The 10,829-nt window shown below is 69.2% G+C and carries 11 protein-coding genes; 1 reads left to right on the forward strand and 10 read right to left on the reverse strand.

Annotated elements, in window-relative coordinates:
• The first annotated feature begins 6 nt into the window (after positions 1–6).
• On the forward strand, positions 7–519 hold the full coding sequence (locus EKE94_RS10885; RefSeq protein ID WP_127906629.1) for a flagellar basal body-associated FliL family protein: 513 nt from the start codon (positions 7–9) through the stop codon (positions 517–519).
• A 100-nt stretch (positions 520–619) separates the two neighbouring features.
• On the opposite strand, the gene EKE94_RS10890 is transcribed toward EKE94_RS10885, so the two are convergent.
• The 10 genes from EKE94_RS10890 to EKE94_RS10935 form a co-directional block, all read right to left on the reverse strand.
• The gene (locus EKE94_RS10890; protein WP_127906630.1) at positions 620–976 is read right to left on the reverse strand and encodes a hypothetical protein; all 357 of its coding nucleotides are present in this window, start codon (positions 974–976) and stop codon (positions 620–622) included.
• Positions 973–2,058, reverse strand: coding sequence for an EscU/YscU/HrcU family type III secretion system export apparatus switch protein (locus tag EKE94_RS10895; RefSeq protein WP_127906631.1), 1,086 nt, complete (start codon positions 2,056–2,058; stop codon positions 973–975). Before EKE94_RS10895 ends, EKE94_RS10890 begins: the two co-directional genes overlap by 4 nt.
• Positions 2,055–2,837, reverse strand: coding sequence for a flagellar biosynthetic protein FliR (locus EKE94_RS10900; RefSeq protein WP_127906632.1), 783 nt, complete (start codon positions 2,835–2,837; stop codon positions 2,055–2,057). The genes EKE94_RS10895 and EKE94_RS10900 overlap by 4 nt, the downstream gene beginning before the upstream one ends.
• Entirely contained in the window at positions 2,834–4,918 is a 2,085-nt protein-coding gene (gene flhA / locus EKE94_RS10905; RefSeq protein WP_127906633.1) for a flagellar biosynthesis protein FlhA, read from the reverse strand. The genes EKE94_RS10900 and flhA overlap by 4 nt, the downstream gene beginning before the upstream one ends.
• Entirely contained in the window at positions 4,915–5,646 is a 732-nt protein-coding gene (locus EKE94_RS10910; protein WP_127906634.1) for a transglycosylase SLT domain-containing protein, read from the reverse strand. The genes flhA and EKE94_RS10910 overlap by 4 nt, the downstream gene beginning before the upstream one ends.
• Before the next feature lie 88 nt (positions 5,647–5,734).
• Complete coding sequence (locus tag EKE94_RS10915; protein WP_127906635.1) at positions 5,735–7,894, reverse strand: hypothetical protein; 2,160 nt, start codon at positions 7,892–7,894, stop codon at positions 5,735–5,737.
• Between the two features lie 2 nt (positions 7,895–7,896).
• A complete protein-coding gene (gene motA / locus EKE94_RS10920) occupies positions 7,897–8,760 on the reverse strand; it encodes a flagellar motor stator protein MotA (protein WP_127906636.1) in 864 nt (287 codons plus the stop codon).
• Positions 8,761–8,884: 124 nt separating this feature from the next.
• A complete protein-coding gene (locus tag EKE94_RS10925) occupies positions 8,885–9,478 on the reverse strand; it encodes a MotE family protein (RefSeq protein WP_127906637.1) in 594 nt (197 codons plus the stop codon).
• On the reverse strand, positions 9,475–10,197 hold the full coding sequence (locus tag EKE94_RS19165; protein WP_328590485.1) for a hypothetical protein: 723 nt from the start codon (positions 10,195–10,197) through the stop codon (positions 9,475–9,477). The genes EKE94_RS10925 and EKE94_RS19165 overlap by 4 nt, the downstream gene beginning before the upstream one ends.
• Positions 10,198–10,206: 9 nt before the next feature.
• Entirely contained in the window at positions 10,207–10,713 is a 507-nt protein-coding gene (locus EKE94_RS10935) for a flagellar basal body-associated FliL family protein (protein ID WP_127906638.1), read from the reverse strand.
• Positions 10,714–10,829: the final 116 nt, after the last annotated feature.

Genomic DNA, 10,829 nt, shown 5'->3' on the forward strand with positions numbered 1-10,829 from the left:
CCGGCCATGTTGGGTAAGCTTGTTCCCCTTGTTCTGGCCCTTGTCGGGCTTGGCGCGGGCGTCGGCGCGGGGATCGCCCTGCGCCCGGCCCCGCACGATGATGTAGCCGCGATCGGCCCCTGCGGCGACCTGGGCCCCGAGGCCGTGACCCAGGTGGCGGAAGCTGTAGAAGAGCCTCCCGCCCCCGATCCCACGACCGAGTTCGTCGACCTGTCGAACCAGTTCGTCGTGCCGGATATCGAGGATGGCGCCGTTTCGGCCCTTGTCGTCGTCACCCTGTCGCTGGAGGTCGCGCAGGGGATGAGCGAGGTTGTGCTGGCCCGCGAACCCAAGGTGCGGGATGCCTTCCTGCGGGTGCTGCTGGATCACGCCAATGCCGGCGGCTTTCGCGGGGCCTTTACCGCGAACGGCACGATGGAACGATTGCGCGCGGCCCTCACCGAGGTTGCGATCGCCGAACTGGGCGATCCGTTGCGCGATGTTCTGATCCTCGACATCAACCGGCAGGAAATGACCTGATCCCGGTCGGGTCCCCCGGGCTCAGGGCCGTCCCCATCCAGGGGGCGGCCCTTTTTTCGTCCGGTAGAGGCGATCCGCGCCCCCCCGGAACCGCAGGGGGTCAGTCCCGCTTGGGCCGCGGCGCACGGTCGAGCAAGCCTTCCACCGCCTGCGCCTTGCCAAAGGATTTGCGGGCAATGTCCAGCCGCGCCTCGCGCTCCATCGCGAACCGGGCGATCTGCTGCTGCAGCTTGGTGATGCGGGTCTCGGTCGCCCGCAACCACTCGACATCCGCGCCAGCCAGCCGGGCGGTGTCGAGAGCGGTTTCAGCCTGACGGTCACGGATCGCCAGGCGCATCCTGTCCACATCCTGCTGCAACCCGGCGATCTTGGCCGACAGGGCCGAAACCTGGCGGCTGTCGATGTCGCGCCGCATCTCGGCAATCTGCTTCAGGCGTGCCAGATCCTCGCGCTTCATCGGGCCCGCGCCTTCCGCCGGATATCCCGGGCAAAGCGGATCGCCGCCGCGACGGCGGCATAGTGTTCGGGGCGGATCTCGTCCCCCAGCTCGACCACCGCGTAAAGCGCGCGTGCGGTCGGCGGATCGCGCCGGATCGGCACGGCGGATTCCATCGCGATCTCGCGGATCCTCAGCGCGATCTCGTCCACGCCCTTGGCCACGCAGATCGGCGCGCTGGGGGTGATCGGGTCCCATTTCAGCGCAACGGCATAATGGGTCGGGTTTACAAGGATCACATCCGCAGTCGGCACATCCGCCAGCATCTTGTTGGTCGCGATCTCCTGCGCGCGCTGGCGGCGCTGGCCCTTCATGTGCGGATCGCCCTCGGCCTCCTTGTGTTCGTCCATCATCTCCTTGTGCGACATGCGGTTGCGCCGCATGTGATCGGCGCGCTGCCACAGGAAATCGACGCCACCGAAAACCAGCGCGATGGCCAAAACGATGGTCATCAGCTGGAATGTCAGCCCCAGGAGAAGGATCAGCGCAGGCCCGGTGTCCAGCTTCATCGCCCCGACCAGATCGGACCGATGGCCGTTCAGGAAGGCGAAGAGCAGCACGGCGTAGACCATCAGCTTCACGAAGCTCTTCGCGAATTCGAACAGGCCGGAACGTCCGAATTTGTTCTTGGCGTTGGACAGGGGCGAGACGCGGTTCGCCTTTGGCGCCAGCTTGGATGGCGCGACGACAAAGCTGCGCTGCGCGATGACCGACAGCACGACCATCGCCGCGGGCAACGCGAACCAGGGGGCGAGCGTCAGCAGCACCTCTGCCACCATGGGGGCAAGCGGCGCGCGCCCCGTGCCGCCGCCGGCAAAGATCGTGCCGGACAGCTGATCCGCGCGGGCGATCAGCGATGCCAGGATCGCGCCCAGGGCGGTCAGCGACCCCGCGCCGAAAGCCGCGCCCGCCAGCAGTAGCCCGCCATAGGCCGCCGCGGTGTTAAGGTCGGTCGACCGCGGGACCTCGCCCTTCTTGCGCGCATCCTCAAGCTTCTTGGCCGAGGGGTCGTATTGCTTGTCCTCGTCGTCGGACCCGCTCATGGGGTGACCGTGAAGGGGTTGGCGAGCACGGCATCGACGCTGCGCATCCAGACGCCGATCATCCCCGGCAGCGACAGCGCCATCAGGATCAGGCCGCCCGCGGTGATCGCGGGGGCGCCGACGAAGGCCACCATCAGCTGCGGCATCGCCCGGTTGATGATACCCAGCGTCAGGTTATAGAGCATCGAGGCGATGACGAAGGGCGCGGCAAGCGAAAACGCCAGCCCGAAGGCATGGCCGACCCGGGCCACCCCCCATTCCAGAAGTTCCCCCGCATCGGGAAAAAGACCGGGCGGCAAGAGCTCGTAGCTCAGCAGCAGAAGCTCGACCGCCCGGACATGCAGCCCGGTCATCACCAGCGCGCACAGGCCCGCCATCGTCAGCATGTGGCCCATCGCCGGCAGCGGCTCGGCCGCCTGGGTGCCGAAGATCTGCGAGAGCGAGGTCGCCTGCGCCGCCATCACCCCCGCGATCTGCAGCACCATGACCAGAAGCCGCAGAACCGCCCCGAGCGCGATCCCGGCAAGCGGTTCCGTCACCATCAGCCGGGGCCAGTCGGCCCCGGGGCCAAGTCGCGGTAGGTCGGAAAGCCCCGGCGCCACCAGCAACGTCAGTGCCAGCGACAGCACCAGCCTGACCCGCAGCGGCACGACCTGTTCGCCGAAGGCGGGCAGCAGGGCCATCACCGCGCCCACCCGCAGGAAAACGAAGAACCCCAGCGCCAATGCCGCCTGGGACAGGCCCAGAAGCTCGGCCGCGGCGGCGAGCGGCGGGATCATGCCGCGACCGTGCCCACCAGCGCGGGCCGCGCATCGGTGCCGATCTCTTCGAAGGACAGCACCGGGTTGGTCATGCCGCGGGCCGCCATCACCATCCGCAGGTAACGCCGCCGCCGGACCGTGGTGACGATGGCGGGAAAGATCCCGTTATCCCCCGCCTCGCCCAGCGCGTCCGACAGGGCGCCCGCCAGCCGGTTGAACTGGTCCGGCGGCAACGCCACGTCGGCCGGTCCGGTATCGCCGCCGACCTGATGCTCGGCGAATGCGTCCTCCCACTCGGGTGCCAGCTGGATAAGCGGCAGGGTGCCGTCGGTGCGCTTGAGCTCGGCCACCAGCTGGAAGCCCAGGCGCTGGCGCACGTGTTCGCAGATCAGCTCGGGCCCGGCATGGGGTCCACGCGCCTCGGCGATCGCCTCCAGGATCAGCGGCAGGTTCCGGATCGACACGCGTTCGTCCAGCAACAGCTTGAGCACGCTGTGCAGAAGGTCCGTCGGCACCTTGTCCGGGATCAGCTCGTCCAGAAGCTTGCGGTTCGCCTCGGACCGTGCCCCGTCCGAGACATTTGTGAACTCGTCCAGCAGCCGGCGCAGCGCCCGCAGGGTGAAAAGACGGGCAAAGTTGCTTTTCATCACCTCCAGCAGGTGCGTCGCCAGAACCTCGGTCGGGGTGACGATGGTCGTGCCCGAAATCGCCAGGTCGTCCTGGTCGGCCCGCGGCACCCAGCGGGCCGGTGCGCCGTAGACAGGCTCTTTCACGTCCTGCCCGTCGGGCAGATCGGGGACCGAATCCGACAGCAGCGCAAGCACCCGGTCGGGCACCAGCCGGTCGCGCACCTGCTCGACCCCCTGGATGCGGATGACATAGGTGCCGGCCGGCAGCGCCACGTCGTCGGTCAGCCGTATCTCGGGCAGGATCATGCCGTAGACGGTGGCGACATGGCGGCGCATGTTGCCGATCCGCGCGTCGAGGCCCGTCGCCGGGTCCAGCACCATCGGCACCAGGTCCGCGGCGAATTCCAGGTGGATGTCGTCGAGGTCGAGGATATCGCCCATCGCCCGCTCGGCCGCCTCCGGTTCGGTCACCGGGCTCGGGGCGGGCGCGGCGGCGGCCGCGACGGCCTTGCGGTGAACCGAGAAGGCCGCCGCGCCCAGCCCGAGCGCCCCGACCATGAAGGGCAGGAACGGCAGTCCCGGCACCAGCGCGAACAGCGCCATCAGCACGCCCACCGTGGCCAGCGCGGCCGGATAGCGGCCAAGCTGCCCCAGCAGGGCCATGTCGGCCGACCCGGTGGCCCCGCCGCGGGCCAGAAGCAACGCCGAGGCGATCGAGATGATGACGGCGGGGATCTGGCTGACCAGCCCGTCGCCCACGGTAAGGATAGCGTAGGTCTCGAACGCGCGACCGATATCCATGCCGTGGATCGCGATGCCCATGATCAGGCCCATCACGAGGTTCAGCATCGTGATCAGAAGCCCCGCCACCGCGTCGCCCTTGACGAATTTCGACGCCCCGTCGAGCGAGCCGAAGAAGGTGGTTTCGGCCAGTTCGGTTTCACGCCGGGCCTTCGCCTCGTCATGGCCGATGGCCCCGGCGGACATGTCGCTGTCGATCGCCAGCTGCTTGCCCGGCATCCCGTCCAGCGCGAACCGCGCGCCGACCTCGGCCATCCGCCCGGCGCCCTTGGTGATGACGACGAAATTGACGATCAGAAGCACGCCGAAGACCACGAGGCCCAGGAACACGCTGCCGCCCATCACGAACATCGCGAACCCCTCGATCACGTTGCCGGCGGCGCGGGTGCCGGTATGGCCCTGCCCGATGATCAGCTTCGTCGACGAGACGTTGAGCGACAGGCGCAGCATGAGCGACGCCAGAAGCACAGTCGGAAAGGCCGAGAAATCCAGCGGACGCTCGATGAAGAGCGTCACGGTGAACATCAGGATCGCCAGCGCGAAGGACGCGGCAAGCCCGACGTCCAGCACCCAGGCCGGCATCGGCAGGATCATCATCACGATGACCGCCATCAAGGCGAGCGCCAGCAGGATCGTCGGCTGAAAGATGTCGCGGATCGACAGGGTCATTGGCCAAGCCTCCGCGCAGTGGCGGCGACGAAGGGAGTGCCGCCCCCGCCCAGCGGAACCAGCGACCCGAGCCCCCGCGCACCGCTCTGCCCGCCCTGCAACAGGGGATAGCTGTTCGGACGAATCATGCCGGGATCAGCCTGCGCCAGCCGCCGGTCGGGCGCCGCGGGCGCACTGGGGGCCCCCTGCGGCAGCGGCAGGTCGGTCAGACCGGCGTGGAACCTGTCGAACCGCTTGCGGTAGCGTTTGGCATAGGTTTCGGTCCGCGAATGGTAGGCGCCTGCGGCCTTGCTCCAGTCGCCCAGCTCGGCGTGCAGACGCTTCAGGAAGCCCGCCGCGTAGCGGGCGCCGGCCTCGGGGTCGAACATCTCTTCCAGCGAGGCGAAATTTTCTCCGTGCCAGCGGTAATTGATCTGGAAGCACCCGAGGTCGAAGCTGCGCTTTCCCGCCTTGTAGCTGCGATAGGCAAAGGCCAGCGCGGTGTCGCGGTCGTCGAACCAGTGCCCCGCCCCTTCCAGGTTGACGGTCCAGGGCCAGGGCCGAACCTCGCCCCCGCGGGCGCGTCCGGTTTCGGTCAGGCTGATCGCCCGCAGGACTGTCTGCGGCACGCCCGTCTCCTGCGCCACGCGGATCGCGGCGGCCTCGCACAGGTCGGCCGAGGCATCGCCCCGCACCGGCAAGGCGAGGGCCAGGAGCGTCAGGAACTTGAAAAGCGCGGCTCGGGTCATGGGCGATCTGCCTGCTGCGCCGCGTTCTGCGGCGGGATACAGCCGTCCTACCCCGGAGTTGGTTGAGATTCGGTAAGCCGCCGTCGCCTCATTCTTCCGCGTCGCCCGCCGACAGAAGCGCGGCGAGACCGTCGCGAATCGACCGGCTGTCGTCCAGCAGGGCGCGGTTGCCGGCCAGCGTTCCCGGAACGGGTGGCGGCGCTGCGGGATCCGGGGGGGGCGGCGCGGCCTCGGCGGTCGCGGCCTCCTGCCGTGTCAATTGGGCATCCGCCTCGGTCCGGATCTCGGTCGCCCGGGCGGTGTCGAGCCCGGCGAGATAGCCCAGCGCGATGCGCGGACGGTCGTCGATCACCGCGATGCGGGCAAGAATCAGTCGTTCCTCGACCGACGGGATGATGTCGGGGCTGCCAAGGATGGCGCGGGCCGGGCCGGTCAGACCCAGCGCCAGCAACCTGTCGGCGACGGGCAACCGGCCCGGCGCCGCCGTGGGATGCAGCGCGGCCGAGGCGACGGCATGGGGCAGGAATTCGGCATCCGCCGCATGCGTGGCCAACCTTTCGAAATAGGCGTCGATCAGTGCCTCGCGCATTCCGGGATCGTCGACCTGGCCCCCCGGGGCCAGCCGGTCCCGCGCCGGGGCATAATCGCGGTCGGAGATAAGCGCGCGGATCGCCACCTCTTGCAGCGCCTCCCCCTCCGGCGCGCCCTTCAGCTCGTAGGCCAGCGCCTCGGCATTGGCGACAAGGGCGGGGCCTACGGTGGTATCCGTGTCAATCCGGCGCTGAATCAGGGTCGCAAGCGCGGTCGCCGCCTCGTCCGAGCGGGACTGCGACACCTGCTCAAGCCGGGTCTCGGCGGCGGCCTCTTCGCCCTGTTCGATGTCGATCGTGGCTTTCAGCATCTCGACCTGCGGCTCGGTCTCGAGCGCGGGCAGCCGGTCGATGGCGTTGCGGATGGCAAGCGCGGTATCCAGATCCCCCCCGGCGATGAACTTCTGGGCAAGCGGCGGGCCCAGGTGCCGGCGCAGGTGCGCGGGCAGGGCCGAGAACGCGGCGATCACCGCGTCACCCGCGGTGCGCCGCGGGGTCGCGGGGCCCGGATCGGCCAACACACCCCAAAGCGCCGCGGGTCCGTCGCAGTTGTGCAGACCGGCCAGCGGACCCGACCCGGCGGGGCGCCCGTCCATCAGGCGGGCGATCCCGGCCAGTTCGTCGCGCACCCGGTCGTGCGGCATTGTCTCGAGCAGCGAAAGGGCCTCGGCGCCGAAGGTCAGCCACAGGTACTGGCGGGCGAGCGTCAGGTGCCCCTCGGCGTCCGGCGCATCGCGGGCATCGATCAACCCCGCCCGGGCAGACCCGACCCAGCCATGTTCAAGATCGCCCTCCGCCCATGTCGTGGGATCGAGACGGTCGTCTCTGGGGCAGGATGCCGGTGCGCCTCCCGGGCGGTCACCAAGCTGCCCGGCAAGGTCGATGTCCATCTGCGTCTCGATCCGGACATTGGGCCGGTCCTCCAACGGCAGGTCGGGCACGGGGGCCTGCTCTGTCGCGACGGCGACATCGGGGGCCTGAGCCACGGGCGGCTCGGACGGGACGGGCGGCACCACGTCGACAAGACCCTGGGCCGCGGCACGCGCCAGTTGCCGCGCCAGGGCCTCGCGCGTTTCGTCGGCACGCCGATGACGGACGGCGGCACCGGGGTCGTTGGCGGCGCGGTCCAGAGCGCCGGGCAACAGCGGTGGTGTCGGTTCATCCAGCACCACGGGCAGGTTTGCCGGGCCTTGCACGGGCCCGACCGGCATGGCCCCGTCCGGGACGGAGGCTGTGGCCACTGCAGGGTCGACCGGGGCGAGGGCCTGTTCATAGGGATGGCCCGCGGGTGCCGCTCCGTCATTGACGTCGATCACCAGCCACTGGTTGGGCAGCTCGATCGTCGTCAGCGTGCAGGCGCAGTCCACCGTGAAGCGCAGGACGCCGGGCCGCGCGTTCGCAAGGCTCGACAACCGGTCGCCGTCGATGCGGCGCCACACATCGCTCAGGTCGAAGCTGGTGGCGGGGTCCTGCGTGCGCAGCTCGTACCCGTCGCCCGCGCGGCCCAGGCGCCAGCCCTCGGGCCGGTCCGAGAAATCGACGACGATGCGGGTAAAGCCCGGATGATCGGCCGTGCGCACGCCGATCTCGGCCGCCGAGGCGGGCAGGGCCGCGCCCAGTGCCGCCAGGGCCGCGAGAGACAGGAGGGTCCGGCGCAACGTCACGCGGCCTTGGCGCCGCGCAGCGCCTCCTCCAGTTCCGAGAATCGCGGACGGATGTGCCCGGGGGTGTTCTGGCGCCCGACCTCGATGCAGATGTTGGCGGCGTGATTGTGCAGGTTGGCGACCAAGACCTCACGGATCAGCTGGTAGAAATGCGCGTCCTCCTCGATCACCGCCTTGAGCTTGGTGGCGAAGGGACCAACCAGGCCATAGGCTAGGAACACGCCCAGGAAGGTACCGACGAGGGCGCCGCCGATCAGCTTGCCCAGCACCTCGGGCGGCTGGTCGATCGAGGCCATGGTCTTGATCACCCCCAGAACCGCGGCGACGATGCCGAGGGCAGGCAGGCCGTCGGCCATCGTCTGCAGCGCGTGGCTGGAATGCATCGCGTGGTGCAGCGTCGCTTCGGTGCGCTTGTCCAGAACCTCTTCGACCTGGTGCGGGTCGTCGTAGTTCATCGAGGCGGACCGAAGCGTGTCGCAGATCAGGTCGATCGCCTCGGAATCGGAACGAATCTTCGGGTAGCGCTCGAAGATGGTCGAGGTTTCGGGGCTTTCGATATGCTCTTCCAGCGCGACCGGGTTCTGCCGCGACAGGCGAATCAGCTCGTAGAGAAGGCAAAGAAGATCGCGATAGTCGTCATGCGCCCATTTCGGGCCTTTGAAGACCTTCTTCATGTCCTTCAGCGTGTGCTTGATCGCCGCCGTGTCGTTCGACACGACGAAGGCGCCGATGGCGGCACCACCGATCATCATCATCTCGAAGGGAAGGGATTTCAGGATGATCGCCATCTTGCCCCCGGCGGCCAGATAGCCGCCGAAGACCATGACGAAGGTGACGACAATCCCCACGATGCCGATCATACCGAACGCTCCCTCTGTACTGCCGGGCGCACCGTCGCAGACAGGTATTAATATTGACTCTCCGGCGGACTGATCCGCCTCGGCACGGCCCCCGGTCAGCCCGGGCGGCCTGGGTCCTCGGGCGTCACTCGACCGGGACGCTGGCGTGGCGCCCGGCCAGCACGACACTGATCGTGTAGGCGGTTTCGGGCGTCAGACCGGCCAGGATCGCGGCCGAGGACTGCGGGTTCATCCGCGCCAGGAACCCGGCGGCAAAGCTGGGTTCCATCGTCTCGAACAGCGCGGCGGCCTCCTTGGGCTTCATCGCCTCGTAGACCTGCGTCAGCTGCGACACGTCGCCTTCGGCGGCCTGGTCCGCGACGGCAAGGGTCTGTTCCAGCTCTTCCTCGGCGGCGACCAGCGCCGCAAGCTGCGACTTGATGTCGGCCTCGGCGTTGGACAGCTCGGCCTGCCGCCGCACCAGCGCCTCTTCCTCGGTAGCGATTCGCGCCTCGCGCTGTTCCAGTGCCGAAAGCACCTCGGCGATGTCGGGCGGCGGGGCGCAGAGGCCGGGGTCGACGGGGGCCTCGGGCATGGCGCTTCCGAACTCGCTCATCTCGCGGGCGATGGCCTGTCCCGTACCGCCCCCCAGCCGGACCGTGGCCGAGGCGACGAGGACGAGGGCCAGAAGCGGAAGTGCGCCGCGGCCGGGGCTTCGAAAACGGGAGGGGCGGGTCATTGCGTGGTCTCCATACGTCTGGGGGCGCGATGCGACGAGAAGATGGTGCGCCCGGGCCGCCCATGGGCCGCCTGAGCTGCCGCGTCGGCGGCAGGGGCGGCCTCGGCGCCGGTACCGACGGGGGCGGGCGCCGGCGTTTCAATATTCGCAACCGGTTGTGCAGAGGGTTGAGCGGGCGCAGCAGGCCGCCCAAAGGCATCAGGAAGGAAGGGATCCGACACCGGGGGAGCAGCCATCGGGGGCGCCGACATCGGGGCCGCCTGCGGCGCGGCGGCGGCAGTCGGCGCTGCCTGTGCCACTGGTGCCGCCTGCGCCACCGGTTCCGCGGGGGCGGCCTGCGCCGTCGGGGCGGTCTGAGCTGCTGGTGCCGCCGGGGCGGCTTGCACCGTCTGGGTCATCGGGGCTTCCGGTGGCGCGGAGGGCGTCGGCGGCTCTTCTTCCAGGTCATGCAGGGCGGCGATGTGCAGTTCGAGCCGCCGTGCCGCATCCTCGGCCCGGCCAGTCAGCGCCTGCAACCGCTCGGACGAGCCGCCGGCGGCCTTCTGTGCGGCACGCAGGGTCCGCGTCAGATCATCGACCTGCGCCGACAGGACCGCCACGGCGCCGCCCACCCCCTGTTCGAGGTTGGTAAAGCGCCGCAGGCGCCGCGACAGGACGAAGCAGTAGAATCCGACCCCGAAGGTGCCAAGAATCATCAGTATATCGGCGATCAGTGCCATGTCGGGGCCCTAGCTTAGAACGAATTGAATGATCAGGAGGTCGCGCACACGGCCCTCTCCGGCGACGATCTGCACCCGCCGCAGCATCTGCGCGCGCAGCCGCGTCAGGGCGGCGGGATCTTCCAGCTCGGCCGGCTCGACGGCGCGGAGATAGCCGTTCAGCACGTCGATGATGCGCGGCATCACGGTGCGCACGGCCTCTTCCTGCGGCGGATCGACCTCGAGTTGCGCCTGGAACCGCAGGTGATCGGCCGAGGAAGCAGGCCCGAGCGACACCATGATCGGGTCAAGCTCGACGAATCGGAGCGGCGGCAGAGCCTCGGTCGGAGGCAGTTCGGCGATCTCCTCGCCCCCCTCCGCGGCGGGCGGCCCGAGAATCAGGCCCGACCAGACCGCGTAGAAGCCGCCGCCGCCCAGCAGCAGCGCCAGCACCAGCCCGATCAACAGGCCAAGCTTGCTCTTTTTGGCAGGCGCGGGCGCGCCGTCGTCCCCGGGTGTCTGATCGTCCTCGGCCATGTCGGCGCCTCCGGAATTCTTCCTGATGAGACCGGTATAGGCCGGGCAGGACTAACCGGATGTTAAGCGCGACCGATCAAGCTGCATCTCATCGGGCAGAAGCCCCGCGCGACAGG

It is taken from the genome of Mesobaculum littorinae (genome assembly GCF_004011175.1).
Taxonomy (GTDB): Bacteria; Pseudomonadota; Alphaproteobacteria; order Rhodobacterales; family Rhodobacteraceae; genus Tranquillimonas; species Tranquillimonas littorinae.

Coding starts and splice junctions, on each gene's coding strand:
- EKE94_RS10885 (WP_127906629.1), top strand. CDS start 7: ATGTTGGGTAAGCTTGTTCCCCTTGTTCTGGCCCTTGTCGGGCTTGGC.
- EKE94_RS10890 (WP_127906630.1), bottom strand. CDS start 976: ATGAAGCGCGAGGATCTGGCACGCCTGAAGCAGATTGCCGAGATGCGG.
- EKE94_RS10895 (WP_127906631.1), bottom strand. CDS start 2,058: ATGAGCGGGTCCGACGACGAGGACAAGCAATACGACCCCTCGGCCAAG.
- EKE94_RS10900 (WP_127906632.1), bottom strand. CDS start 2,837: ATGATCCCGCCGCTCGCCGCCGCGGCCGAGCTTCTGGGCCTGTCCCAG.
- flhA (WP_127906633.1), bottom strand. CDS start 4,918: ATGACCCTGTCGATCCGCGACATCTTTCAGCCGACGATCCTGCTGGCG.
- EKE94_RS10910 (WP_127906634.1), bottom strand. CDS start 5,646: ATGACCCGAGCCGCGCTTTTCAAGTTCCTGACGCTCCTGGCCCTCGCC.
- motA (WP_127906636.1), bottom strand. CDS start 8,760: ATGATCGGCATCGTGGGGATTGTCGTCACCTTCGTCATGGTCTTCGGC.
- EKE94_RS10925 (WP_127906637.1), bottom strand. CDS start 9,478: ATGACCCGCCCCTCCCGTTTTCGAAGCCCCGGCCGCGGCGCACTTCCG.
- EKE94_RS19165 (WP_328590485.1), bottom strand. CDS start 10,197: ATGGCACTGATCGCCGATATACTGATGATTCTTGGCACCTTCGGGGTC.
- EKE94_RS10935 (WP_127906638.1), bottom strand. CDS start 10,713: ATGGCCGAGGACGATCAGACACCCGGGGACGACGGCGCGCCCGCGCCT.